Genomic DNA, 23,576 nt, shown 5'->3' with positions numbered 1-23,576 from the left:
CCCGGTTCCGGGGCCGTCTGAAGGGCCGCCAGGAGCGGCTCGTGGCGGTCCGGCCGGTGGAGGTGGGGGCGATACCGGCCGGCCGCCAGGCGGCACTCCCGCGTTTCGTCCTCTGGTTGCGGTAGTTGCACGCGCAAGGACCGCAACCAGAGGACGAAACGCGGGCGGGGTCGGGGGTCAGCCGGTGCCCGCGGTGCACAGGGCGATGGTCTGGCCCTTGTTCTCGGCCACCTTCTTGCCGTTCACCAGGATCGTGCAGGCGATCTGGTTGCTGACCGTCGAGTTCCGGGTGTCCGCGGTGACGGTGAGCAGGTAGTCGCCCGAGTTGAAGGACGCCGTGCCGCGCCATTCGTCGGTGCTGGCCGGGGTCGTCTCGGTCCGCTGGTCGTTGAGCGAGCCGTACCGGATGGTCGCGCCGCCGGAAGCGCTGACGACGAACTCGACGGTGTTCTCGTCCCCGGCGACCGCCGGGACGTGCAGACCCGACTCGCCGGTCACGAAGAAACTGGTGTAGACCAGTAACCCGCCGGCGGCCAGCAGTCCGGTGATCGAAAGCGCGAGCCCCGCGATCCCCATTCCCTTCTTGTCCGCTTCGCCCTTCTTGATTTTGGTCAAACCGATCACGGAAAGAATCACACCGATCACGGCGAGCGGCCATGCGGCGATCCCGGCGACCGGGACGAAGGCGACCCCGAGTGCCGCCAAGCCGACCAGGAAACCCGCGATGACCACGCCGTTCTTGGGTTTGCGGTGCCGGGTTCCGTGCGCGGCGAACCCGGGGCCGTAGCGGGTGGCAGGCGGGTGCGGGAGAGGTGGATCGGTCGGCATACATGCCCTTTCGGAGGCTTCCGTCCGAAGACGTTAACCCATCGTTCGGGGCAATGGCCGAAATTGTTACCTGCCGGAAAAAGTCATCATTCCACGATGATCAAGCGGTCACCGACATTTTCTGACGAGAATTGTGGTATCGCCGAATGTCGGAAACCCGATCACTGATCGAACAGGCTGACTTCCGGGGTGATCTCCAGCAGTTCGTGCACCGGGCGGCCGCGGCGGCCGTCGATGGTCGTGGTGCGCACGACGCGCAGCCGCGCGGTCACCGGCCGGTCCAGGTTCTCCTTGATCTCGTCGAGCAGATCCGGCGCGACCGCGCCCTGGATCGTGCCGCCCGACTCGCGTTCGAGATAGAAGATCCGGCGCCGCGTGCGGACGCCGTCCAGCCTGCCGCTGACCGTCTCGTAGCCGACGGCCTCGCGTGACTCGCGCAGGCTTCCGGACAGGACCCTCGCCTGCTCCGTGGTCATGCTGCGGGTCAGCTCGTCACCCGAGGTCGGGGTCAGCGCCATCCCGATCCCGGCGTGCTTGCTGACCGCGTTGACGATGTCGCTGACCGCGTTGCGGACGGTGTCGCGCTGCAGCAGCACCGCGTCCAGCGCGCCGTCGTCGGAGCCGTTGGCGGGCAGGAAGTCGCACAGCTCCTTGACCGCTCGTTCGGACAGCGACTCGATCCCGTCGTGGATGAGCGCGTCGTCGAGCGCCGGTTCCGGGAAACCGAAGAAGATCGCGTTACCCGCCTGTCCGCGCTGGATCAGCGGGGCCTTCTCGCGGTCCGCGGGCTGGACGAAGGTCACCTCGCCCGACGGGTTCCGGATGATGTGCCCGATCTTCGCCGTCGCGTCCTGCAGCGCGCGGCTGATGTCGGAGAAGGTGTACGCGTCCAGATGCGACTCGCCGAGCACGGAAACGCGGAGCAGCGGCGAACGCGACGTCCGCTCGAACTTGGCGTACGCGGCCATCGCCGACGCGCGGGCGAGGTCGTCGAGCCAGGTGCCGCCGGGGATCTCGTCGGCGATACGCCGGAATTCGTTCCTCACCAGATCACTTCCGGAATTCCCCTGCCACCCGATGCCCACACTTCTTCCCAGATCTCCTCGTCGCCGGGGCGGCAGAGGAAACCGTCGAGCATGCCGCCGACGGGCTGGACCTGGTCCAGGTACATGGCGGGCTGGCCGACGATGACCCCGCGCAAGGTCAGCAGCCCGTACAGCGCCGAACGGCCCGCGTCGTCGAGCCGTTTGAGCGCGCCCCATTCGTCCGGGATCAGCACCACGTCGAGCCCGCGCGGCGCGTGCGGGGTCCTGGCGGTCAGATCGCCGCCGATCCACGCGCGGCCGGTCGGCATGATCCGCCGGGCGACGCCGAGGTAGCTGTTCAGCGCGCTGAACAGGATTTCACGGTCGTTCTGGTGCGGCGCGTCGAAGACCAGCCGCTCGTAGACGTCGGCCAGATCGGCGGGATGGCGGCCAGGAGGCAGCAGGTTGTGCGGCGTCCAATAGGGGAGCGCCAATCGGAGCCTCCTTCGTGTGCCGGAGCTCCCGATCGAAGAAACGTACCCGGCGTCCCGCTCACAGTGCGTAGCCGAATTTACCAGGCGAGTGTCAGCCGCCCTGCCCCGGCCGGTGCCCGGCGGGCGGCCAGTCCTCGTCGCTCGGCCAGACGGGTTCGGGTTCGTGGCCGCCCTCGCCGTTGCGGGCGGCCGCTTCCGGCGGGCCGGGGTGGTAGGCCCGCACCGCTTCCGGCGCCAGCTGGCCCTCGCGGTGGCCTTCCGCCTCCTGGTCGTACGGCTCGTCGTCGTCCTGCACCCGTGCGGGCGGCAGGAACTGCGTCCGTTCGGTGGAGAGCAGTTCGGGGACGGGTTCGGGATCCGGGTCGTGCTGGACCGGGACCGCGGCGCGCGGCGGCTCGTGAACCGCCTGTTCCGCGGCGGGACGCTCACGCCGTTCGCCGCGCGTCAGCAGCCAGGTGACACCGCAGCCGAGGGCGAACGAGATGAGCAGCCACAGCCAGATCTGCCCGAAGAGCCAGAGCATCAGGCCATCACCTCTGTTCTGCCGTGATGTCGACGCGGCGGCCCTCGCCGCTCGCGCCGTCGGAGTTCCTGCGCTGGGTGGAGTACGCCTGGTCGCGTTTGACCCCGTTGCGCTCCAGCAGCCGCTCGACCGTCAGCGCCCGGTTCAGCGCGAGCTTGCGGTCCGAACCGGTCGCGACCGATCCGGTGATCCGGAACCGCAGTTCGCGGGGCGCGTCGGTGAGCAGCTTCGCGACCTCCAGCGCGCCGCGTTCGCCGTCCGCGGTGAGGTCGGTGGTGTCCGGTTCGAACGTGATCGGCGTGGCCGCCAGCAGCCGGTCGATCTCGGCCTGGAAGCCCGCCTTGTCCGTCGGCTTGGCCGACGTCGGCGCGGGGCTGGGCGGCGGGCTCGGCGCGGGCTGGCTCGGCGGCTCGCCGCTGGTCGTCACCGGACCGGCGGGCGGGGCGGTGTCACCGGAGATCTCGACCGTCCGGACCCCGTCGATCCGCTGGATGGCGTCCATCGCCTGCGCGGCCTTGTCCGGCGGGAAGCCGGTGAGGTTCGCGTCGCGGCCGGAGAAGCTCACCTGGCCGCCGGAGACGCCTACGTCGGCGAGCGCGCTCTTCGCGCGCGCGGTCAGCTCGGCCTCGATGTCGTCCGAGGCCGACCAGACGGTGATCGCCGTCAAGGCGAGCGTGACCAGCAGCGCTGTAGGCAGCAAGCGGCTCCAGCGTGTACCGGGCATGAAGGGACTGTAAGCCGCGTACGTCCGGTTAGCGAACCGGCTTTCCGCACGTCCCGCGCGCTATGCGAGGTGCCGCGCACCCGGTCTGGCCTGCGACGTCGACCGCAGCCCGGACCTCGCCTCGGCCCGGACGGGTTCGGCACATGACCCTTCTGGGTGACATCGATCGATGGCCCGGTAGTACGTGAAGGCCCCCTTCATTGCGCTAGGCGCAATGAAGGGGGCCTTCACGTACTACCGTGGTTCAGCTCGCGTGGTGGTGGATCTCCCGCAGATCGGTGGTGGGCAGGGTGACGCCCGTCGTCTCGATCTGCTCCAGCGGGAGCAGCGGCGCGAGCTCGGGGCGCTTCGGGGACAGGCCGTCGCCCATGGACTCGCCCTTGAGCTGACGGCGGATCCACGGCAGCAGGTGCGCCTTCGTCCACTCGAGGTCCGAGCGGCGCGAAGTGATCCAGGTGTGCGGCTCCTCGGACGCCGGCCACGGCTCACGCCAGTCGTCGGCGACCGGGACGCCGAGGACCTCGGCCGCGCGCAGCGCGATCCGCCGGTGGGCCTCGGGGGTGAAGTGCAGCCGGTCGTCGCTCCAGGCACGCCGGTCGTGCAGCGGGGCCATCGCCCACATGTCGACCATCTTGGCGCCGTGCCGGTCGGCGATCGCCCACAGATGCGCGTTGTAGATGCCGACCTTCCCCCGCAGGACGTGCATCACGGACAGGTACTTGGTGTCCGGCCCGTTGAAGATGAGCACCGGGATCCCGGCCTCGCGCAGCTTGGCGACCCCCGCCTCCAGCCGCGCGGCGACGGCGTCCACGTCCGCGCCGGGCACGATGATGTCGTTGCCGCCCGCGCACAGGGTGACCAGGTCGGGCTTCACCGCGAGGGCGATCGGGAGCTGCTCCTCGAGGATCTCGTCGAGCATCTTCCCGCGAAGGGCGAGGTTCGCGTACTGGAAATCGGGCCTGCCTTCGGCGAGGATCTCCGCCAGCCTGTCCGCCCAGCCCCTGAAGGTGCCGTCGGGCAAGTCGTCGTTGAGTCCTTCGGTGAAGCTGTCACCGATCGCCACGTAGCTGTCGAATCCGTACACGTTGGGTCCCCTTCCGTCCGTGTGCCCCCGGTGGTACTTGTACACCACAACTAACAGCTGAGAGCGCCCCTGCAATCCCACCTGGCCGAAACCCGTGGTTCAGCCCGTTGACACAGTCTCTTATTTTGTCGGACGTCCATGCATCTCCATTACTGGGATGTACACTCCTGGGCTGCGTGGATTCCCCTCAAGCGGGCGTAAACCGGACACGGTATGTGGCGAACGTCTCCCCGCCCGGGTGCTCGGGCTCAGGGATCCGGCAGGCTGTAAGGGTGACCTCACGACCCTCGCGCGAGTCGCTCGCCCAGATCCTCGGCGGGCGGCGTGGCGCCATCGACGCGAGCATCCCGCCCGCGGCCTTCGTCCTCGGCTGGCTGATCGCCGGCCAGTCGATCGCCTGGGGTGCCGGGGTGGCCATCGCGGTGGCGGTGCTGCTCGGCGGATACCGGTTCGCGCGCGGCGACAAGGCCCGCGCGGTCGTGGTGAGCCTCGCCGCGGTGATCGCCGCGGCGCTGATCGCCCTGCACACCGGCCGCGCCGAAGACTTCTTCCTCATCCAGCTGCTGTCCAATGTGGCCAGCGCGCTGCTGTGGGCGGCCAGCATCGTGGTCCGGTGGCCGTTGCTCGGGGTCGTGGTGGGGCTCGTCATCGGGCAGAAGACCCGATGGCGCCGTGATCCCGCGCTGCTTCGCGCGTATTCGCGGGCGAGCTGGGTGTGGGTCTTCCTCCAGTACACGCTGCGGGTCGCCGTCTACGGCTCGCTGTGGTGGAGCGGGCAGGTGGTCGCGCTCGGCATCGCGCGGACGGTGCTCTCCTGGCCGCTGGTGGCGGTGACGGTCGCCGTGAGCGGCTGGGTGCTCTACCGCACGCTGCCGCCGGAACATCCCGGCCTGCGGGTGGTGGAGGAAAACGAAGATCCCTCGGATTCCGCGCCCGGTGGGCTGCCCAGGACATAAGGCGGCCCCCGGCGAGGGGGGAGGGTCCGGGGGCCGGGTCCTACGGTACCCGGAGTTCGGCCCCGGAGTCGATGGTTTGGTCTTTCCGGGCTTGTTCCGGGTGTTTTTTCACGGTGACGCCGGCCGCGGTGCCCCTTCACCGTAGGCGTCGACGGCGGCGAGCCACGCGGCGCCGAGTACCCCGTCGGTGCTGGTCAGAACCTCGACGCCGGCGAGTTCGGCGCGGACCTTCGCCCCCACCGGCCCCTCCGGCGACAGCACGCCGCCCACCAGGACGACCGGCGTGTCCTCGCCGGGATCCCGGGCGGCCATGACGTTCGTCACCAGCAGGGCGGCCGCGCGGGTGGTGATCTCGTCCGCCGCGGGATCGCCTTCGCGGTAGGCGTCGCTGACGAACGGGGCGAACCTGGCGAGCCGGATCGGGGCTTCGGCGTTGGCGCTCGTGACGAGCGCGCGCCAGAGCGGCGTCCGGTCGGTCGCGGGGTCCACTGCGGACGGTCCGAGCGCTTCGGCGAGCACGGCGCGCGCGAGCGGACCGGGTTCGCGGCCGCGGCCCAGAACATCCAAAGTGGAGCGAACGGCTTCCCTGCCGAGCCAGTACGCCGAACCTTCGTCGCCGAGCAGCCAGCCGTAGCCGCCGACCGTGGACACCATCCGCCTGCCGCGGATCCGGCCGGCGATCGACCCGGTGCCGGCCACGAGCACGGAGCCGTCCGGCGCGGAAGTCGCCGACGCGTAGGCGACCTCGGGGTCGGGGACCGTCCGCACCGGACCGATCCCCGCGTCCTTCCACGCGGCTTCGAAGATCTCCGCGATCGACGGATCGCTCAGCTTGCTGACGCCCGCCATACCGACGACGCACGCCGCCGTCGCCGCCGGATCCAGCTCGCCGAGCGCGCCGGTGATCGCGCTCGCGATCCGCGCCGCGGCCTCGTGCGGCGGATGGGAGTTCGGATTCGCCCCGTCCGCGCGCCCGGTGCCGAGGACGGCGCCGGAGGCGTCGACGGCGATCGCTCGTGTCGACGTGCCTCCGGCGTCCACTCCAACGACGTGACTCACCGGGTCTTGGTCACCTTGAGCAGCCCGCGCGGGCTGTCCGGGTCGCCGCCGCGCGCCAGCGAAAGGCCGAGGGCGATCCGCTGGATCGGCAGGATCTCCAGGATCGGGGCGACCTCTTCGGCGGACGGCGCGACGCCGATCCGCAACGCCGCGGGGACGTCGGCCGAAGCGGAGCCGACCGCGAGCACGTCCGCGCCGCGTTTGCCGACGGCCTCCAGGACCTCCTGCATCGCGCCCACGCCGTGGCCCTGGCTCGTCACGGCGAGCACGGCGGTCTCACCGTCGACCGCGGCGACCGGACCGTGCAACAGGTCCGCGCCGCTGTACGCGCGGGCGGCGAGGTAGCTGGTTTCGGCCAGCTTCAACGAACCTTCCAGCGCCGAGGCGTAGGAGTACCCGCGGCCCGTGGTGAGCACCCGGTCGACGAAGCGGTAGCGGTCCACCGCGCGCTGCACGCCTTCGACGGAACCGTCGAGGGTCTGCTGCGCGAGCTCGCCCAGCTTCTCCGCGTCCTCGCCCTTGCCGCCGCGGACCGCGTCGATCAGAAGGTAAAGCGAGAGCAAGGTGGCCGAGTAGGTCTTGGTGGCGGCAACGGCCTTTTCCAGACCCGCGCCTATGTCGACACCGAGTTCGGCGGCGGCGCGCAGCGGCGACTCCGGGGTGTTGGTGACCGAAACGGTCAGCGCTCCCTGGCGACGCGCGGTTTCGGTGACCTCGATGAGATCCGGGGAACCACCGCTTTGGCTTACTGTGATGAAGAGAACGTCCCGCAGATCGGGACGGGCGCCGTACAGAGTCGCGGTGGAGGGCGAGACGAGACCGCAGGGGAGACCGAGGAGTACTTCGATCAGGTACTTCGCATACAGGGCGGCGTGGTCGCTGGAGCCCCGGGCGGCGAGCAGTGCGAACCTGGGCGGGCGCTTGGAGATGGCTTCGGCCACCTCGGCGATTTCGGCCTGTCGCTCCACGATTCCTGCCAGAATGGCGGGTTGCTGGGAGATCTCCGCGGCCATGTGCTCGCCGGGGCGCTGTTCGGTCATCTCGTTCCCTTCCACCGGGACGTACTTCGTCCCCCGAGTAGGTCTAGACCAATGCTAGCCCGAATGGACGTTTGTGGTGAAGGGTACGTTTCCTAGCGGGGACGGTGCGCGTTTGAGTGGGAAGGCTTAGGGAGTCGGTCATGTTGGAGACAACCACCGCGAGTGAGGCGGGCGCTACGGCAGGGATGCGCGGACAGCGCGAACCCAAGTACTGGGCGCTGAAACAGCATCTGCTCGATCTGCTCGACGCGTTGCCGCCCGGCTCGCCGATTCCGACGGAACGGGCACTGGCGGGGGAATTCACCGTTTCGCGCACCACGGTCCGGCAGGCGCTCGCCGATCTCACCGCCGAGGGCAGGCTCCACCGCGTTCAGGGCAAGGGCACCTTCGCCGCCGAGCCGAAACTCGCGCAGCGCCTGCAGTTGTCGTCCTACACCGAGGACATGCGCAAGCAGGGGCTCAAGCCGTCGTCCAAGCTCCTGGAGATCGACGAACTGCCGGTCGAGGCCGATCTGGCGAAGCTGCTCGGAATCCGCGTCGGTGCGAAGATCCTTCGTCTTCGCCGTCTCCGGCTGGCCGATTCGCAGCCGATGGCCCTGGAGACCACGCATCTCCCGCTCGGCCGCTTCCGCGGTTTGCGCAAACACGTTTCCGCAGGTGGTTCGCTGTACGCCGTGCTGAGGGAGCACTACGGCGTCGAGCTCGAAAGGGCCGAGGAAACGATCGAGACCGCCCTCGCCGGGCCGCACGAGGCGGAGATGCTCGGCGCCGACGTCGGAATGCCGATGTTGCTCCTTTCGAGGCATTCCTACGCCACCGACGGAAAACCGGTCGAGTTCGCGCGCGCGATCTACCGGGGTGACCGTTACAAATTCGTCACCACGCTACTTCCCTGACAAGTCAGGTAATTCCGGGAAAGATCGCTTTCCCGGAATTCACGCCTGTTTCGCGGTGGCCCGGTCCCGGCCGTCGTGCTTCAGTCGTCCCATGACCGACACGGCGGGGATCAGGTGGGGGACGCCGACAGCGCGTGGCGTGCTCGCCACGACGATCGTGGGTTCGGGCATGGCGATGCTCGACGGGACGATCATCAACGTCGCGCTCCCGAGGATCGGCGACGAGCTCGACGCGTCCGTGGCGGGTCTGCAATGGATCCTCGACGGCTATCTGCTCGCGCTCGCCGCGCTGATCCTCGTCGCCGGATCGCTCGGCGATCGCTACGGCCGCCGCCGCGTGTTCCTCGTGGGCGTCGTCTGGTTCGGCGTCGCCTCCGGGCTGTGCGCCGCCGCGACCACGACCGAGGTGCTCGTCGTGACCCGGATCCTCCAGGGGATCGGGGGAGCTTTGCTCACGCCCGGCTCGCTCGCGATCCTCCAAGCGTCGTTCACCCATGAAGACCGGGCCCGCGCGATCGGCGCCTGGTCCGGGCTCGGCGGGATCGCGGCGGCGATCGGCCCGCTGCTCGGCGGCGTCCTCGTGCAGGTGTGGTCGTGGCGGCTGGCGTTCCTGATCAACCTGCCGCTCGCCGCGGTCTGCGTCCTGCTCGCCCGGCGCTACGTGCCCGAGTCCCGTGACGACGAGGCGACCGGGCATCCCGACTTCCTCGCGGCCGCCGTCGGCGCGATCGGGCTCGCCGGGCTGACCGGCGCGCTGGTCGAGGCGCCCGGACGCGGTCTCGGTGACGCCGTCGTCCTGGTCGCCATCGTGCTCGGCGTCGCGGGGCTGGGGACGTTCCTGGTGATGCAGCACCGCTCGGCCGACCCGCTGGTGCCGCCGAAACTGTTCCGCGACCGGACGTTCAGCCTCGCCAACGCGCTGACCTTCGTCGTCTACGCGGCGCTCGGCGGCGTGATGATGCTGATGGTCATGCAGCTGCAGGTGTCGCTGGGCTACTCGCCGACCGCGGCCGGGCTCGCCGGGCTGCCGATCACCGTCATCATGCTGCTGTTCTCCGGCCGGTCCGGCGCGCTCGCGCAGAAGATCGGGCCGCGGACGCAGCTGGTCGCCGGCCCGATCCTGGTCGGCGTGGGCATGCTTCTGCTGATGCGGGTCGGGCCGGGATCCTCGTACCTGGGTTCGGTGCTGCCCGCCGTCGTCGTGTTCGGCGCCGGGCTGGCGACGGTCGTCGCCCCGGTGACCGCGACGGTGCTGGCCGCCGCGCCGGACCGGTACGCCGGCGTCGCCTCCGGCGTGAACAACGCCATCGCCCGCTCAGGTGGCCTGCTCGCGATCGCCGTCCTGCCCGCCGTCGCGGGCCTGTCCGGCGCCGCCTACACCGATCCGGTGGCGCTGACCGCGGGCTGGCGGACGGCGTTGCTGGTGTGCGCGGCGCTCGCGATCGGCGGCGGGCTGATCGCGCTCGGCATCCACAACGGCGTCCTCGACACACCTTCCGCCGACACCGAGGAATCACCGCACCCCGGCGAATGTCTCCACTGCGGGGTCGACTCGCCCCCGACGCACGTCCGCCCCGGGCGCCACACGCGTGATTGAAGGCGTAACTCACGTGATTGGAGGCGTAACTCGTGAGTTACGCCTCCAATCACGCGAGTTACGCCCCTGATCACGCGAGTTACGCCAGTAGGCCGGCCAGGGTCGCCGGGTCCAGGTTGCCGCCCGAAACGACCGAGACGACCTTGCCCGGTGGCAGCGCGTCCCGGTGGGAAAGGAACGCGGCGGTCGCGGTGGCGCCGCTCGGTTCGGCGACCAGGCGGGCCCGGTGCGCCAGCGTCCGGACGGCGTTCCGGATCTCGTCCTCCGAAACGGTGACGACGTCGTCGAGCACCGCCTGGAGGTGGGCGAAGGTCAGGTCCGACGGCTGGGCGCGCAGGCCGTCGGCGCTGGTGCGCGCCCGCAGCTCCATCGGCCACTCGATCCGCCTGCCCGCACGCAGGCCCTCGGCGGTGTCGCCGGCCAGTTCCGGCTCGACGCCGATGACCTTCGCGTCCGGCAGCAGTTCCTTGATCGCCGCGCCGACGCCCGAGGCCAGCCCGCCGCCGCTGAGCGGTACGAGCACGACTCCGGCGTCCGGCAGGTCTTCGGCGATCTCCAGGCCGACGGTGCCCTGCCCGGCGATGACGTCGCGGTGGTCGAACGGCGGGATCATGGTGAGCCCGCGTTCCTCGGCGACGGCGAGCGCGGACGATTCCTGCGCGTCGATCGGGACCTCGATGACCTCGGCGCCGAGCGCCTTGGTGGCTTCGACCTTGGCGCGCGGGGCGACGTCCGGAACGAGGATCACCGCGGGAACGCCGAATCGCTTCGCCGAGTACGCGACCGCTTGCGCGTGGTTGCCACTGGAAAACGCGACGACGCCGCGGGCGCGCCGATCTTCGGTCAGCGCGGCGATCGCGTTGTAGGCGCCGCGCACCTTGAAAGCACCGATCGGCTGAAGGCTTTCCGGCTTGAGCCACAACGGCGCCCACCCTTGTTCCAGCAGCGGGGTGCGCACCGCGACGCCTTTGACACGGCTCGCCGCGTCGCGGATTTCCTCGATCGAGACCAGGTTCATACCTCCGATTATGTCAAGGAGTTGTGAGCCTTGGACAGTCCTTTTTGGACAGAGAGGGTGGCGCTCCTCACGTGCGGACAACGAAGGGAGCATCCCGTGCGCCTTATTCGTTAGGACGGGTGAGGACCGACTAGCAGCAGAACGGGATCATGACCAAGGAGACCACGGAGAAAGCCGAAAAGACGGAAAAGCAGGGCCGGATCATCCAGGTGGTCGCCGCCGCGATGGCCGCGATCACCGCGGCGCTGCTGGGTTCCACGCTCGGCGTGGCCGGAACGGTCGCGGGCGCCGGGCTGGCGAGCGTGATCACCACGCTCGGCGGCGAGCTGTATCTGCGTTCGCTGCAACGGACGAAGGACGCGGCGCTGAAGGCGCGAGTGGTGCTGACCGTCCCCGGACGCCGCAAGGTGCTCGACCCGGCGGAGCAGGAGACCGTCCGGATCACCCAGGCCGACGACGAAGAGCCGTCCGGGCGGAAGTTCAAACCGCGCTGGGCGGTGATCGCCGGAGTCAGCGTGGTGGCGTTCGCGGTGGCGCTCGTCGCGATCACCGGCTTCGAAGGGGCGACCGGGAAGACCTTCGGCGGCGGAACCGGGACCACCATAGGGAAGATCATCGGCGGCGGGCAGGCCCAGGAGCCGCAGGACAAGCACGACACCCCGCCGGCGACCCCTTCGGAGACGCGGGACAACCAGCCCGAGCGGACGCCGTCGACCACGCCGACCCCGTCGTCGACGCCCACCACCACGCAGGCACCCCCGACGACGCCGACCGCGCCGTCCACCACGCCTACGACCTCCCAGGCGCCCCCGACGACCCCCTCGGCCCCGCCTGCCTCGAACACCCCCGTGCCCTGACCCTGACACGCGTTTCGTCCTCTGGATGCGGTAGTTCGCACTACCAACGACCGCATCCAGAGGACGAAACGCAGGGGGTCAGGAGAGGGCGGAGCGAAGGGTGCGAGCGGCCGCTTCGGGGTCTTCGGCCTCGGTGATCGCCCGGACGACGACGATCCGCGACGCCCCCGCGGCCAGCACCTCGGGCAGCCTCTCGACGTCGATCCCGCCGATCGCGAACCACGGCCGCGTCGTCCCGGACGCGGCCGTCGAGCGCACCAGGCCGAGTCCCGGGGCGGACCGGCCGGGTTTGGTCGGGGTCGGCCAGCACGGGCCGGTGCAGAAGTAGTCCACGCCGGGCTCGGCGGCGGCCGCCGCGGCCTGTTCGGCCGAATGGGTGGACCGGCCGATCACCACGTCGTCCCCCAGCACGCGGCGCGCCAGCGACACCGGGATGTCGTCCTGCCCCAGGTGCAGCACGTGCGCGCCGACGCCGAGCGCGACGTCCGCGCGATCGTTCACCGCCAGCAGCTTGTCGTGCTTCTCGCACGCCTCGGCCAGCACTTCGAGGGCGGCGATCTCGTGTTTCGCCTCGATCGGCGCGCCGCCGCTCTTGTCCCGCAACTGGATGATGTCGACCCCGCCGGCCAGCGCGGCGTCGGCGAATTCGGCGAGATCGCCGCGGCCGGACCGGGCGTCGGTGCAGAGGTACAGGCGGGCGTCCGCGAGCCGGGCGCGGATCAGCGAACCAGACAGGGTGGGCATGGCGGCGACGGTACTCGCGCGCTACGGTGGGGTGGTCCGCACGGGAGCCCGAGGACGGGCTGAGAGGGAGCCGGGACCGCTCCGACCGTGGAACCTGATCCGGGTCATGCCGGCGCAGGGAGCGTGATTCCATGAGAGAACTTTCGGTTGTGGGCGGCGGGGTCATCGGCCTCTCGGTCGCTTGGCGCGCGTCCGCGCGCGGTCATCGCGTCACCGTGTACGACCCCGGTCCGGGGCGCGGCGCGTCGTGGCTCGCGGGCGGCATGCTCGCGCCGGTCACCGAGGCCTGGCCCGGCGAGGAGGACGTCCTCACCCTCGGTGAGGCGTCGCTGCGACGCTGGCCGGATTTCGCCCGTGACCTGGCCGAAGAGGGTGTCGACCCGGGCCTTTCGCCGCACGGCACGCTCGTCGTCGCGCTGGACAGCGCCGACGCGGGCAACCTCGAAATGCTCGCCGCGTATCTCACCGAGCTCGGCCGGGACGTCGAGCAGCTGACCGGCCGCGAGGCCCGCCGCACCGAGCCCGGGCTCGCCGGATCCGTCCGAAGTGGACTCCTGGTGCCCGGGGATCTGGCCGTGGACAACAGAAAGCTGCTGCACGCGCTCAGGCACGCTTGCGACGCGCACGGCGTCGGGTTTCGCCAGGAGACCATCACGGACCTCGGCGGATTGGGCGACGTCGTCCTCGCCGCGGGCGCCTGGACCGGACGCCTGCACCCCGCGCTCGACGGCGCCGTCCGCCCGCTCAAGGGCGAGATCCTCCGCCTCCGGCCGCGAAGGGGCTGCCTGCCGCCCCCGAAGCGCACCGTCCGCGCGATGGTCGAAGGCCGCCCGATCTACCTTGTCCCTCGCGACGACGGTCAGCTCGTGCTCGGCGCCACCCAGTACGAGGCCGGTTTCGACGAGACCGTCACCGTCCGAGGCGTTCGTGAGCTGCTCGAAGGCGCGGAGCGCGTCTTCCCCGGCCTCACCGAGTACGAACTCGTCGAGACCGCCGCCGGGCTTCGCGCGGCGAGTGTCGACACGATGCCCTTCATCGGTGAGCTGGGCGAAGGTGTCTTCGCCGCGACAGGTCACCATCGCAACGGCCTCCTGATGGCCCCGGTCACCGCGGACGCCGCGGTCGCCTGGCTGGATGGAGTGCCGTTGCCGGACGAGGTCGCGGCGGCAGCGCCGTCGCGGCGAAGCGAGGAGCGCGTGTGATGGAGATCCAGGTCAACGGCCAGTGGCGCGAATTCCCCGACGGCACCACCGTCGAGGGTGTGCTGGAGGCGCTGGGCACGGCGACCCAGGGGGTCGCGGTCGCGGTGGACGGCGTGGTCGTCCGGCGCGGCGAATGGCCGGAAGCGGTGGTGCGCAAGGGCGCCAGCGTCGACATCCTCACCGCTGTGCAAGGAGGCTGAAAATGGACGGCGACCACCTCGTCATCGGCGAGCACAAGCTCTCGTCGCGGTTGATCATCGGCACCGGCGGCGCGGGCAACCTCGCCGTGCTCGAACGCGCGCTGGTCGCGTCCGGGACGGAATTGACCACCGTCGCCATGCGCAAGGCCGACGCCGAAGGCGGCTCCGGCGTCCTCGAACTGCTTCGCCGCCTAGGCATCCGCCTGCTGCCCAACACCGCCGGCTGCCGGACGGCCGCCGAAGCGGTCCTCACCGCGCAGCTCGCGCGCGAAGCGCTCGAAACCGACCTCGTCAAGCTTGAGGTCCACGCCGACGACCGCACGCTGCTGCCGGACCCGTTCGAGACCCTCGAAGCGGCCGAACAGCTCGCCGCCGACGGCTTCACCGTGCTCGCGTACACCAACGACGACCCGGTGCTGGCGCTGCGGCTGGAGGAGGCGGGCTGTGCGGCGGTGATGCCGCTCGGCGCGCCCATCGGCACGGGTCTCGGCATCCGGAACCCGCACAACATCGAGCTGATCGTGTCCCGCGCGGGGGTTCCGGTGATCCTCGACGCCGGGATCGGCACGGCTTCCGACGCGACGCTGGCGATGGAGCTCGGCTGCGACGCGGTCCTGCTTTCCACCGCCGTGACCAGGGCCGCGGACCCGGAACGGATGGCGTCGGCGATGCGGGCCGCCGTCACCGCCGGGCGGCTGGCCGCCGGCGCGGGACGGATCCCGCAGCGGTTCTGGGCGCACGCGTCGAGCCCGCCCCGGTAACCCTTTCGTACGGTTCGCGGCCTTCACGGCGAGTTCGCCCCCGGAGCCCGTATGGTTGACGGCACTTTCCGGAGGCGCACTCGCCGCCGTGTACCCAGAGGAGCCAGTGGTGACCACGTCAGCGGTCCAGGACGTTTCGGGCAGGTTGTTCCTGGCGGTGGGCAGGTTGTCCCGGTCGCTGCGCCAGGCGGGCGTGCCGGGGCCCGGCCACGGCGCGATCTCGGCGCTCGCCACGCTCGTGCATTACGGCCAGCTCCGCCTGGGTGATCTCGCGGCGAAGGAAGGCGTCGCCGCGGCCACCATGTCGCGGATCGTCGCTTCGCTGGTCGAAGCGGGCTACGTCAGCCGTGAATCGGACCCGATCGACAGGCGCGCGTGGCTGGCGGAGGCCACCGAAGAGGGCGAGAGGCTGGTTTCCGGGGTTCGCTCGACGCGGGTGAACGAACTGGGCAAGCGCCTCGAACGGCTGACGCCGGAGCACCAGGCGGCCCTGGCGGCGGCTCTCCCCGCCCTCGAAGCGCTCATCGCTGACGAAGAGCGCTGACTTCGGCGCGAAGGGCGCGAAGCTCGTCGAGGATCTCTTTGTTCGCCTGAGCCTGCGTTTCGGCTTGCTTCGCCTCCTCCTCGCGGATGTCCTGGCGAAGCTCGTCCTCCATCCCGCTGACCACCACGGCGATGAAGAGGTTCAGCACCGCGAAGCTGGACACGAGGATGTAGACCACGAAGAACACCCAGGCCATGGGCGCTTCCTGCATGACCTCCTTGGCGATGTCCGGCCAAGCCTCGCCGGTCATCACCTGGAACAGGGTGAACAGCGAGGTGCCGAGGTCGCCGAAGTTCTCCGGCGAGATCGCGCCGAACAGCTTCGTGGCCATCACGCCCGCCACGAAGATGATCAGCGCGAGGAGCGCGGCGATCGACGCCATGCCGGGGATCGACGCGAGCAGGCCGGTGACGACCTTCCGCATCGACGGCACGACCGAGATCAGCCGCAGCACCCGCAGGACCCGCAACGCCCGCAGTACCGCGAACGGGCCGGTCGTCGGGATCACCGCGATCCCGACGACGACCAGGTCGAAGATGTTCCACGGGTCGCGGAAGAACTTGCCGCGATAGGCGTAGAGCTTCGCGCCGAGTTCGAGGACGAAGATCCCGAGCGCCACGTAGTCGACCGTGTGCAGCAGTGACCCGTACTCCGCGACCATTCTCGTCGAGGTCTCCAGGCCGAGGGTGACGGCGTTGAAGACGATCACCGCGATGATGAAGTTCTGGAAGCGGCGGTCTTCGACGACCCTGGCCACCGTTTCGCGTCCGGTCACGGCGCAGATGGTAACCGGGTGAGTGCTCAGTGCTCCGGCGCAAGCCGCCAAAACGCCGAAACCGGACCGACCTTCGCGCCCATCGGGTAGGCGTTTTCGACCGCGTGTGAGACGAACCACTTGCCGTAGCGGGCCGCCTCGACGACGGACATGCCCTTCGCGAGACCGGCCGTCAGCGCCGAGGCCATCGTGTCCCCGGCGCCGTGCGTGTGCTGCGTCGCGAACCGCTCGCCCGGCAGCTCGACGAACGTGGAGCCGTCGAAGAGCACGTCGACGCATTCCGGGTCGGCGACGAGGTGGCCGCTCTTCACGAGCACGTACTTCGGCCCGAGCCGGTGCAGCACGACGGCCGCCTGGTGCATCTGCTCACGGGTGGTCACGGTCATCCCGGTCAGCAGGCGGACCTCGTCGAGGTTCGGCGTGAGGACGGTCGCGCGCGGCAGCAGTTCGTCGCGCAGGGCGACCAGCCCGGCCTCGTCGAACAGCGGATGCCCGTGCATCGACGCCGCGACCGGGTCGACCACGAACGGGACCTTGGCGTCTCGGCCGATCTCGGCCTTGTCGCACGCCGCGGCGACGGCGTGGATGATCTCGGCCGAAGCGAGCATGCCGGTCTTCGCCGCGTTGACGCCCATGTCGGCCGCGACCGCCTCGATCTGCCCGGCGACGATGCTCGCCGGGATGTCGGTGCGGTCGTGCACGCCCAGGGTGTTCTGGACGGTCACGGCGGTGACCGCGACCAGGCCGTGCACGCCGCAGGTGAGGAACGTGCGCAGGTCCGCCTGAAGGCCGGCGGCGCCGCCGGAGTCGGACCCCGCGATGGTCAGCGCCGACGGCGGGCTCGGGTTCTCGCTCATGGGTTCATTTTCCACGCGCGTTCTCAGACGGTCAGGACGAGCTTCCCGGTGACCCTGCCGCCTTCGCCGACTTCATGCGCCTTCGCGACGTCTTCGAGAGGGAAGGTCTGGTCGACGTGGACGCGCAGTTCACCCTTCTCGATCAGGCCGGTCAGTGCCAGGAGACCGATCTCGTCCGGTTCGGCGAGCATCCCCGACGTCCGCACGCCGAGCTCCTCCGCCTTCGCCACGACAGCTTCGCTCGGCCCGCCGGGGACCGCGACGAGCAGGCCACCGGGTTTCACCGCGTCCAGCCAGCGCAGGTCGCTCTGCTCGCCGACCAGCCCGAACACGACGTCCACCTCGGACGCGGACGCGGTCTCGTCGCGGTAGTCGATCGGCTCGTCGACCCCGAGCTCGCGGAGGAAATCGTGCTTCCCGGCGCTCGCCGTGCCCAGGACATACGCGCCGCGCGCCTTCGCCACCTGGACGGCGAGGTGCCCGACCCCGCCCGCGGCCGCGTCGATCAGCACGCGCTGCCCGGGCTGGACGTCGGCGATGTCCACGAGACCCTGCCAGGCGGTGAGCCCGGCGAGCGGCAGCCCGGCGGCCTGTTCGTGGGTGAGGCTCGCGGGTTTGCGCACGAACTGGCGGGCGGGCGCCGTCACGTATTCGCCGTAGCCGCCGGCCTGCCGCGGGAACCACGGGAAGCCGAGGACCTCGTCGCCGACGGCGAAGCGCGTGGTGCCCACTCCGAGCTCCTCCACCACCCCGGAGACGTCCCAGCCGAGGACGAACGGCGGCTCGCCCATGAAGACGCCGTAGGCCCGGGTCTTCCAGTCGACCGGGTTGATCCCGGCGGCGCGCACCCGCACGAGCACCTCCGTCGGGGCGGGGGACGGCCGGTCGGTTTCGATCACCTCCAGCACTTCCGGGCCACCAAGCCGCTGCTGGGTCACGACGCGCATCGAAAGCTCCTTCGTTGTTGGTGCTTCCATGCTCGGGCGCTTGGTCTCTTTTCGCTAGAAGGCACTTGAAGGTAAACTAGGTACCTGATGGAAACCACCTGTGAAGTGCCGGAATCCCCGTGGGACATCTACCTGCGGAACTGCCCGTGTCGAGACGTCCTCGATCTGCTCGCCAACAAGTGGACCGCGCTCGTGCTCGGCGCGCTGTCACGGCGGCCGCACCGGTTCGGGGAGCTGCGCCGCGCCGTCGGCGGGATCAGCCAGAAGATGCTGACGCAGAACCTGCGCGCCTTCGAACGCGACGGCCTGGTCACGCGCACCGTCTTCCCGACGACGCCGCCGACCGTCGAGTACGCGCTGACCGAGCGCGGGGCGAGCGCGGGCACGCTGCTCATGGCGGTCAGCGAATGGTCGGTCGCCAACTTCGACGGCATCCTCGAATCGCGGAAGGAATACGACTCGCGGGTGATGGAGCCCGTCGGCTGAAGTCCGCCGCGGCGGCACGCGGACTTCATCGGGAAGACAGTTCGGCGCACTAACTTGACGAACAATTGGTTCGAACAAGTTACCTGGAGGCTTTCGTGCGCAGAACGCTTTCCCTCCTGTCGGTGCTGGTGGCCGCCGCCGGGCTGGCGTCCGGTGTCGCCACCGCGGCGGTCAAAACGCCGAAGGTGCTGGTCATCGGCCTGGACGGGGCCCGGTTCGACAAGCTGATGGCCGCCGACACCCCGCACGTCCACGCGCTGGTGAACCGCGGGTACGCGTCGCGCAGTTCCCTGTACGGCAGCGGGATGGCGCCGACGGTCAGCGGGCCCGGCTGGTCCACGATCCTCACCGGCGTCTGGCCGGACAAGCACAAGGTGAAGGACAATTCCTTCACCGGCAACGACCTCGCCTCGCATCCGAGCTGGCTCGCGCGCGCCGAAACCGCGAACCCCGCGCTCGACACCTACGCGGCGGTCGACTGGACGCCGATCGGCGACCGGATCCTGCGCACCGGCCAGGACCGCAAGTTCGTCCTGAACGGCGACAGCGCCGGGTACGAGAAGACCGACGAGCAGGTCGCCGTCGACGCGGAGAAGCATCTCGAGCAGGACAAGGCCGACGCGTCGTTCGTCTACTTCGGACAGACGGACATCGCGGGTCACGACCACGGCGCGGATTCTCCGGAGTACGAAGCCAGCCTGCGCACCGACGACGCGCTGATCGGCCGACTGCTCGCCGCCGTCGAGGCGCGCGCGAACCGCGCGAACGAAGACTGGCTGATCATGATCTCCTCGGACCACGGCCACACGCCGTCGGGCGGGCACGGCGGTGACACCCCCGAGGAACGGATGACGTTCGTGATCGCCGCCGGTGGCGCGGTTCCGGCCGGAACCCCCGCCGTGGCACCGAAGATCGTCGACATCGCGCCGACCGCGCTGCGCCACCTCGGCCTCGCCGCTCCGGCTGTCTACGACGGCTACGCGCTCGGCGCTGCGCCCTCGGACGTCTTCGACTCGGCCGTTTTGAAGCCCCGGCAGGACGAAACCGGTGTCCCGGCGGGAGTCCTCGGCTGGACGCACGACGCGCCGGGCGGCTGGAGCGTGCGCAACGCGTCCGGCATGCCCTCCGGTGTGACGGAGTGGCAGGGCTGGTCGTTCACCACCGACGACTTCTGGACCCGCACCGCTCCCGGCCAGCAGCGCGAGGCGAACGCGCGGGCACGGGGCGTGTTCGCGGTCGCGGATCCGGACGAGTGGGACGACAAGGGCTCGCCCTCCTCGCGTGGCACCTTCGATTCTTCCCTGGTGTCGCCTTCGCTCGACGTCACCGGTAAGTCCACTGTGGACGTCTCGTTCGTGTCGCACTACCGGCAGGACGGGACGCAGCGAGGTGCGCTGACCGCGTCGTTCGACGGTGGTCCCGAGCAGAGCGTGCTGGCATACGGGCCGGAGCCGGGTACGGCGAACAAGGGCGGTGACGTGCTTTCGGCGCCGACGTCGGCTTCGGTGAAGGTGCCCGCGGGGGCCCGTTCGGTCAAGCTGACCTGGCGGCTCTACGCGGCGGGGAACAACTGGTACTGGGCGGTGGACGCTCCCCGCTTCAGCGCCCGCTAGGGTCTCGTGAGTGGTAAGGATGGTTCTAACCGTCCTTACCACTCACGAGCCCCAACGCCTTACCGCAGCGTCCAGAACGGCGACACCGGCCCCACCCCGGCCCCCAGCGGATACGACTCCGCGACACATCGCTCGATGAACCGTTTCCCGTCGGCGACGGCGGTCGGCACGTCCGCCCCCTTCGCCAGCGAGGAAGTGATCGCCGAAGCCATCGTGTCCCCGCCGCCATGGGTGTTCCGCGTGTCGAAACGCGGTCCGCTCAGCTCGACCCAGGATTCGCCGTCGGACAACAGGTCGACACAGTCCTGAGCCGCGTCGAGATGCCCGCCCTTCACCAGCACCCACTCGGAACCGAATTCCAGCAACGCTTCCGCCGCCTCCCGCTGGGTCGCGGGCCCGGTGACGTCGACGCCGGTCAGCAGCCGCACCTCGTCCAGGTTCGGCGTGATCAGCGTGGCGCGCGGGAAGAGTTCGGTGCGGATCGCCTCCAGCGCCTCCTCGCGCAGCAACGCGTGCCCGGTCATCGAAGCGGCGACCGGGTCCACGACGAACGGCGTGCCCGTCGAGCGTCCGATGTGGACCTCGTCGAGCGTTTTCGCGACGGCGCCGATGATCTCGGCCGTCGCGAGCATGCCGGTCTTCGCCGCGTCGACGCCCATGTCCGTGGCGACGGCCTTGATCTGCCCGGTGACGACGTCGACCGGGATCTCGCTGAAACCCTGCACGCCCAGCGAATTCTGCACGGTGACCGCGGTGAGCGCGACCATCCCGTGCACCCCGTTGGCGAAGAACGTGCGCAGGTCGGCCTGGATGCCCGCACCACCACCGGAATCCGATCCGGCGATGGTGAGGGCCGTCTTGGGTGGGGCTGTCACTGATTGACCACCGGCAGGTAGACCTTGTTGCCCTGCTCGGCGAATTCGTTCGACTTCTCCTCCATGCCGGCCTCGATGGCCTCCACAGTGGACAGTCCGTGTTCCTCGGCGTACTTGCGGACGTCCTGCGTGATGCGCATCGAGCAGAACTTCGGCCCGCACATCGAGCAGAAGTGCGCCGTCTTCGCCGGTTCCGCGGGCAGCGTCTCGTCGTGGTACGAGCGCGCGGTGTCCGGGTCCAGCGACAGGTTGAACTGGTCGTTCCAGCGGAATTCGAAGCGGGCCTTGGACAGCTCGTCGTCCCACTCCTGCGCGTACTGGTGCCCCTTGGCGAGGTCGGCGGCGTGCGCGGCGATCTTGTACGTGATCACGCCGGTCTTCACGTCGTCTCGGTTCGGCAGGCCGAGGTGCTCCTTCGGCGTGACATAGCAGAGCATCGCGGTGCCGTACCAGCCGATCTGCGCCGCGCCGATGGCCGAGGTGATGTGGTCGTACGCCGGCGCGATGTCGGTCGCGAGCGGGCCGAGGGTGTAGAACGGCGCCTCGCCGGTCAGCTTCTCCTCGAGTTCGACGTTCTCCTTGATCTTGTGCATCGGCACGTGGCCGGGGCCCTCGATCATCACCTGGACGTCGTGCTCGCGGGCGATATGCGTGAGCTCGCCGAGGGTCTCCAGTTCGGCGAACTGCGCGCGGTCGTTGGCGTCGGCGATCGAGCCGGGCCGCAGGCCGTCACCGAGCGAGAACGTGACGTCGTACTCGCGCAGGATCTCGCAGAGCTCGGCGAAATTGGTGTACAGGAAGGATTCCTTGTGGTGCGCGAGGCACCACGCCGCCATGATCGAGCCGCCGCGCGAGACGATGCCGGTGACGCGGCGCGCGGTCAGCGGGATGTAGCGCAGCAGCACCCCGGCGTGCACGGTGACGTAGTCGACGCCCTGCTCGCACTGCTCGACGATCGTGTCGCGGTACACCTCCCACGACAGCTTTTCGGGCTCTCCGTTGACCTTTTCCAGCGCCTGGTAGATCGGCACGGTGCCGACGGGGACGGGCGAGTTGCGGATGATCCACTCGCGCGTCTCGTGGATCCGCTTGCCGGTGGAGAGGTCCATGATCGTGTCGGCACCCCAGCGGGTGGCCCACACCATCTTGTCGACCTCCTCCTCCACGGAGGACCAGACGGCCGAGTTGCCCATGTTGGCGTTGATCTTCACCAGGAAGTTCTTGCCGATGATCATCGGCTCGGTCTCGGGGTGCTTGCGGTTGGCGGGGATCACCGCGCGGCCGCGCGCGACCTCGTCCCGCACGAATTCCGGCGAGCAGCGCTCGCGTGCCGCGACGTACTCCATCTCGCGGGTGATGACGCCCTGTTTCGCCCAGCCGAGCTGGGTGTTGTGCTCACGACCGTCGGCCCATCCGGCACGCAGCCGGTGAAGTCCACTGTGGACATCGATCTGCGCGTCGTCGTCGGTGTACGGGCCGGAGGTGTCGTAAACGTCGAAATGCTCGCCGTTCGAAAGGTCGATCCGCCGCGCGGGGACCCGGAGGCCGGATTCCGTCTGGTGGTAGACCTTGCGGGAACCGGTGATCGGCCCGGTGGTCACGGTCGGCGTGATGCCCTGGGCATTCTCAAGCGTCGTCAACGACGTTCACTCCCTACGCCGGCATTACCCGGTCAGGTTCATGCGGTCGGCGGCGCCCAAGCCCTTCAAAGGTCTCAGCCCCTGGAAAGACTCCAGCCGCCCTCTCAGCCCGCCATGGCGCGAGCTCCCGCGGTTGTTTGGTTGTGCCCCGACCATGCCACGCCGGGGCGCGGACAATCAACCCTCCAAGGCGACGGTCACTCCGAAGCCGACCAGAACACCGCCGGACGTGCGCTCCAGCCACAGCTTCACGCGGTCGCGCCGCAACCACTCGCCCAGGCGCGTGACCAGCAAGGCGAGCGACGAGAACCAGACGATGTCGACGGCGATCCACACCGCGACGCACAGCAGCAGCGGCCACGGACCGCCGTCGGCGGGAACGAACTGGGGGAGGAACGAGATGGCGAACACGCCCGCCTTCGGGTTGCTCACGTTGATCAGGAAGCCGGAGCGGAAGCCGCGCCCGGCGGGTTCGGCAGCGTCGCCGGCGCCTTTGCGGAAGAAGAGCGCCTTGACGCCGAGGTAGATCAGGAAAGCCGCGCCCGCGACGCGCAAGACGTCGTAGGCGACCTGGGAGGCGATGAGGAGCGCGGTGAGACCGAACACCGCGGCGAGCCCCCAGAACGCGACACCCGCCTCGATGCCCGCGACGGTGGCGAACGCGTTCCGGCGTGAGCCCTTCGCCGACTGCTTGATCAGCATCACCGTCGCCGGGCCGGGGACCATCGCCATGAGGAACGCGGCGGGGATGAACGCCAGCAGGTTCGGCATCCCCCGATCGTCGGGGACGACGGCCGCCGCGAGCAACGCGATTTCCGGGACGACATGTCG

The 23,576-nt window shown here is 69.9% G+C and carries 26 protein-coding genes and 1 riboswitch; of the genes, 10 read left to right on the top strand and 16 right to left on the bottom strand.

The window, feature by feature from the left end:
• Window positions 1-177: 177 nt before the first annotated feature.
• From ACOCEP_RS07565 to ACOCEP_RS07540, 6 genes are all read right to left on the bottom strand, one after another.
• Window positions 178-828: a DUF4190 domain-containing protein gene (locus ACOCEP_RS07565; RefSeq protein WP_482336512.1), complete on the bottom strand. Its 651-nt coding sequence runs from the start codon at window positions 826-828 to the stop codon at window positions 178-180.
• A 161-nt stretch (window positions 829-989) separates the two neighbouring features.
• Entirely contained in the window at window positions 990-1,874 is an 885-nt protein-coding gene (locus ACOCEP_RS07560; protein ID WP_482336510.1) for a hypothetical protein, read from the bottom strand.
• Entirely contained in the window at window positions 1,871-2,347 is a 477-nt protein-coding gene (locus ACOCEP_RS07555; protein WP_126730318.1) for a DUF6932 family protein, read from the bottom strand. The genes ACOCEP_RS07560 and ACOCEP_RS07555 overlap by 4 nt, the downstream gene beginning before the upstream one ends.
• A gap of 91 nt (window positions 2,348-2,438) precedes the next feature.
• On the bottom strand, window positions 2,439-2,870 hold the full coding sequence (locus ACOCEP_RS07550; RefSeq protein ID WP_482336509.1) for a hypothetical protein: 432 nt from the start codon (window positions 2,868-2,870) through the stop codon (window positions 2,439-2,441).
• Between the two features lie 7 nt (window positions 2,871-2,877).
• Window positions 2,878-3,594 (bottom strand): OmpA family protein, encoded by a 717-nt coding sequence (locus ACOCEP_RS07545; RefSeq protein WP_482336508.1) that lies wholly within the window; start codon window positions 3,592-3,594, stop codon window positions 2,878-2,880.
• Window positions 3,595-3,838: 244 nt separating this feature from the next.
• On the bottom strand, window positions 3,839-4,678 hold the full coding sequence (locus ACOCEP_RS07540) for an SGNH/GDSL hydrolase family protein (protein ID WP_482336507.1): 840 nt from the start codon (window positions 4,676-4,678) through the stop codon (window positions 3,839-3,841).
• A 272-nt stretch (window positions 4,679-4,950) separates the two neighbouring features.
• Between ACOCEP_RS07540 and ACOCEP_RS07535 the strand changes: the two genes are divergently transcribed.
• Entirely contained in the window at window positions 4,951-5,634 is a 684-nt protein-coding gene (locus tag ACOCEP_RS07535; RefSeq protein ID WP_482336506.1) for a DUF3159 domain-containing protein, read from the top strand.
• Window positions 5,635-5,742: 108 nt separating this feature from the next.
• On the opposite strand, the gene ACOCEP_RS07530 is transcribed toward ACOCEP_RS07535, so the two are convergent.
• Window positions 5,743-6,693: an N-acetylglucosamine kinase gene (locus ACOCEP_RS07530; protein ID WP_482336505.1), complete on the bottom strand. Its 951-nt coding sequence runs from the start codon at window positions 6,691-6,693 to the stop codon at window positions 5,743-5,745.
• Window positions 6,690-7,733 carry an SIS domain-containing protein gene (locus tag ACOCEP_RS07525; protein ID WP_037336305.1) on the bottom strand — a complete coding sequence of 348 codons (1,044 nt, stop codon included), beginning with the start codon at window positions 7,731-7,733 and terminating at the stop codon, window positions 6,690-6,692. The genes ACOCEP_RS07530 and ACOCEP_RS07525 overlap by 4 nt, the downstream gene beginning before the upstream one ends.
• Window positions 7,734-7,873: 140 nt before the next feature.
• Between ACOCEP_RS07525 and ACOCEP_RS07520 the strand changes: the two genes are divergently transcribed.
• Window positions 7,874-8,629 carry a GntR family transcriptional regulator gene (locus ACOCEP_RS07520; RefSeq protein ID WP_026467051.1) on the top strand — a complete coding sequence of 252 codons (756 nt, stop codon included), beginning with the start codon at window positions 7,874-7,876 and terminating at the stop codon, window positions 8,627-8,629.
• A gap of 91 nt (window positions 8,630-8,720) precedes the next feature.
• Window positions 8,721-10,226, top strand: coding sequence for an MFS transporter (locus ACOCEP_RS07515; RefSeq protein ID WP_482336503.1), 1,506 nt, complete (start codon window positions 8,721-8,723; stop codon window positions 10,224-10,226).
• A gap of 79 nt (window positions 10,227-10,305) precedes the next feature.
• On the opposite strand, the gene ACOCEP_RS07510 is transcribed toward ACOCEP_RS07515, so the two are convergent.
• Entirely contained in the window at window positions 10,306-11,244 is a 939-nt protein-coding gene (locus tag ACOCEP_RS07510) for a threonine ammonia-lyase (RefSeq protein WP_482336502.1), read from the bottom strand.
• 149 nt (window positions 11,245-11,393) lie between these two features.
• On the opposite strand from ACOCEP_RS07510, the gene ACOCEP_RS07505 reads away from it, so the two are divergent.
• Entirely contained in the window at window positions 11,394-12,101 is a 708-nt protein-coding gene (locus ACOCEP_RS07505) for a hypothetical protein (protein ID WP_482336501.1), read from the top strand.
• Window positions 12,102-12,179: 78 nt separating this feature from the next.
• On the opposite strand, the gene thiE is transcribed toward ACOCEP_RS07505, so the two are convergent.
• Entirely contained in the window at window positions 12,180-12,845 is a 666-nt protein-coding gene (gene thiE / locus ACOCEP_RS07500) for a thiamine phosphate synthase (RefSeq protein WP_482336500.1), read from the bottom strand.
• A 30-nt stretch (window positions 12,846-12,875) separates the two neighbouring features.
• A riboswitch (TPP riboswitch) is annotated at window positions 12,876-12,983 on the top strand.
• Between thiE and thiO the strand changes: the two genes are divergently transcribed.
• The 4 genes from thiO to ACOCEP_RS07480 all read left to right on the top strand — a co-directional run bounded on the left by thiO (window position 12,977) and on the right by ACOCEP_RS07480 (window position 15,552).
• Complete coding sequence (gene thiO, locus ACOCEP_RS07495) at window positions 12,977-14,047, top strand: glycine oxidase ThiO (protein ID WP_482336498.1); 1,071 nt, start codon at window positions 12,977-12,979, stop codon at window positions 14,045-14,047. (Overlaps the previous riboswitch by 7 nt.)
• Window positions 14,047-14,247 carry a sulfur carrier protein ThiS gene (gene thiS, locus ACOCEP_RS07490; protein WP_007033436.1) on the top strand — a complete coding sequence of 67 codons (201 nt, stop codon included), beginning with the start codon at window positions 14,047-14,049 and terminating at the stop codon, window positions 14,245-14,247. The genes thiO and thiS overlap by 1 nt, the downstream gene beginning before the upstream one ends.
• A 2-nt stretch (window positions 14,248-14,249) precedes the next feature.
• Window positions 14,250-15,008, top strand: coding sequence for a thiazole synthase (gene thiG / locus ACOCEP_RS07485; protein ID WP_465410737.1), 759 nt, complete (start codon window positions 14,250-14,252; stop codon window positions 15,006-15,008).
• Window positions 15,009-15,117: 109 nt separating this feature from the next.
• Complete coding sequence (locus tag ACOCEP_RS07480) at window positions 15,118-15,552, top strand: MarR family winged helix-turn-helix transcriptional regulator (protein WP_125683770.1); 435 nt, start codon at window positions 15,118-15,120, stop codon at window positions 15,550-15,552.
• Here ACOCEP_RS07480 and ACOCEP_RS07475 read toward each other — a convergent pair.
• The 3 genes from ACOCEP_RS07475 to ACOCEP_RS07465 are packed head-to-tail and all read right to left on the bottom strand — an operon-like array spanning window position 15,530 to window position 18,131.
• A complete protein-coding gene (locus ACOCEP_RS07475) occupies window positions 15,530-16,327 on the bottom strand; it encodes an ion transporter (RefSeq protein WP_482336496.1) in 798 nt (265 codons plus the stop codon). The two genes, ACOCEP_RS07480 and ACOCEP_RS07475, sit on opposite strands and share 23 nt — an antisense overlap.
• A gap of 26 nt (window positions 16,328-16,353) precedes the next feature.
• Complete coding sequence (thiD, locus tag ACOCEP_RS07470) at window positions 16,354-17,184, bottom strand: bifunctional hydroxymethylpyrimidine kinase/phosphomethylpyrimidine kinase (protein WP_482336495.1); 831 nt, start codon at window positions 17,182-17,184, stop codon at window positions 16,354-16,356.
• Window positions 17,185-17,207: 23 nt separating this feature from the next.
• Window positions 17,208-18,131: an NADP-dependent oxidoreductase gene (locus ACOCEP_RS07465; RefSeq protein WP_482336494.1), complete on the bottom strand. Its 924-nt coding sequence runs from the start codon at window positions 18,129-18,131 to the stop codon at window positions 17,208-17,210.
• A gap of 87 nt (window positions 18,132-18,218) precedes the next feature.
• Here ACOCEP_RS07465 and ACOCEP_RS07460 point away from each other — a divergent pair, with 87 nt between their 5' ends.
• Together ACOCEP_RS07460 and ACOCEP_RS07455 are read left to right on the top strand one after the other, a co-directional pair.
• Window positions 18,219-18,617, top strand: coding sequence for a winged helix-turn-helix transcriptional regulator (locus ACOCEP_RS07460; protein ID WP_172843557.1), 399 nt, complete (start codon window positions 18,219-18,221; stop codon window positions 18,615-18,617).
• Between the two features lie 95 nt (window positions 18,618-18,712).
• Window positions 18,713-20,230: an alkaline phosphatase family protein gene (locus ACOCEP_RS07455; RefSeq protein WP_482336493.1), complete on the top strand. Its 1,518-nt coding sequence runs from the start codon at window positions 18,713-18,715 to the stop codon at window positions 20,228-20,230.
• A gap of 59 nt (window positions 20,231-20,289) precedes the next feature.
• Here ACOCEP_RS07455 and thiD (ACOCEP_RS07450) read toward each other — a convergent pair whose 3' ends face one another.
• From thiD (ACOCEP_RS07450) to ACOCEP_RS07440, 3 genes are all read right to left on the bottom strand, one after another.
• Window positions 20,290-21,105, bottom strand: coding sequence for a bifunctional hydroxymethylpyrimidine kinase/phosphomethylpyrimidine kinase (gene thiD, locus ACOCEP_RS07450; protein ID WP_482336491.1), 816 nt, complete (start codon window positions 21,103-21,105; stop codon window positions 20,290-20,292).
• Entirely contained in the window at window positions 21,102-22,745 is a 1,644-nt protein-coding gene (gene thiC, locus ACOCEP_RS07445) for a phosphomethylpyrimidine synthase ThiC (RefSeq protein WP_482336490.1), read from the bottom strand. The genes thiD (ACOCEP_RS07450) and thiC overlap by 4 nt, the downstream gene beginning before the upstream one ends.
• A 177-nt stretch (window positions 22,746-22,922) precedes the next feature.
• Window positions 22,923-23,516, bottom strand: a complete 594-nt coding sequence (locus tag ACOCEP_RS07440; RefSeq protein ID WP_482336488.1) for a LysE family translocator — start codon at window positions 23,514-23,516, stop codon at window positions 22,923-22,925.
• Window positions 23,517-23,576 lie beyond the last annotated feature (60 nt).

The organism is Amycolatopsis sp. CA-211722 (assembly GCF_056828465.1).
Note: the sequence above shows the minus strand (reverse complement) of the source record. Positions and strands in the feature narration are given on the sequence as shown.

What these genes read in the sequence shown, in the direction of transcription:
- thiO (WP_482336498.1), top strand. Translation starts at nt 12,977, where the DNA reads ATGAGAGAACTTTCGGTTGTGGGCGGCGGGGTCATCGGCCTCTCGGTC.
- ACOCEP_RS07440 (WP_482336488.1), bottom strand. Translation starts at nt 23,516, where the DNA reads ATGCCGAACCTGCTGGCGTTCATCCCCGCCGCGTTCCTCATGGCGATG.
- thiE (WP_482336500.1), bottom strand. Translation starts at nt 12,845, where the DNA reads ATGCCCACCCTGTCTGGTTCGCTGATCCGCGCCCGGCTCGCGGACGCC.
- ACOCEP_RS07565 (WP_482336512.1), bottom strand. Translation starts at nt 828, where the DNA reads ATGCCGACCGATCCACCTCTCCCGCACCCGCCTGCCACCCGCTACGGC.
- ACOCEP_RS07545 (WP_482336508.1), bottom strand. Translation starts at nt 3,594, where the DNA reads ATGCCCGGTACACGCTGGAGCCGCTTGCTGCCTACAGCGCTGCTGGTC.
- ACOCEP_RS07510 (WP_482336502.1), bottom strand. Translation starts at nt 11,244, where the DNA reads ATGAACCTGGTCTCGATCGAGGAAATCCGCGACGCGGCGAGCCGTGTC.
- ACOCEP_RS07460 (WP_172843557.1), top strand. Translation starts at nt 18,219, where the DNA reads ATGGAAACCACCTGTGAAGTGCCGGAATCCCCGTGGGACATCTACCTG.
- thiG (WP_465410737.1), top strand. Translation starts at nt 14,250, where the DNA reads ATGGACGGCGACCACCTCGTCATCGGCGAGCACAAGCTCTCGTCGCGG.
- thiD (WP_482336495.1), bottom strand. Translation starts at nt 17,184, where the DNA reads ATGAGCGAGAACCCGAGCCCGCCGTCGGCGCTGACCATCGCGGGGTCC.
- ACOCEP_RS07515 (WP_482336503.1), top strand. Translation starts at nt 8,721, where the DNA reads ATGACCGACACGGCGGGGATCAGGTGGGGGACGCCGACAGCGCGTGGC.
- ACOCEP_RS07505 (WP_482336501.1), top strand. Translation starts at nt 11,394, where the DNA reads ATGACCAAGGAGACCACGGAGAAAGCCGAAAAGACGGAAAAGCAGGGC.
- thiS (WP_007033436.1), top strand. Translation starts at nt 14,047, where the DNA reads ATGGAGATCCAGGTCAACGGCCAGTGGCGCGAATTCCCCGACGGCACC.
- ACOCEP_RS07550 (WP_482336509.1), bottom strand. Translation starts at nt 2,870, where the DNA reads ATGCTCTGGCTCTTCGGGCAGATCTGGCTGTGGCTGCTCATCTCGTTC.
- ACOCEP_RS07465 (WP_482336494.1), bottom strand. Translation starts at nt 18,131, where the DNA reads ATGCGCGTCGTGACCCAGCAGCGGCTTGGTGGCCCGGAAGTGCTGGAG.
- ACOCEP_RS07525 (WP_037336305.1), bottom strand. Translation starts at nt 7,733, where the DNA reads ATGACCGAACAGCGCCCCGGCGAGCACATGGCCGCGGAGATCTCCCAG.
- ACOCEP_RS07520 (WP_026467051.1), top strand. Translation starts at nt 7,874, where the DNA reads ATGTTGGAGACAACCACCGCGAGTGAGGCGGGCGCTACGGCAGGGATG.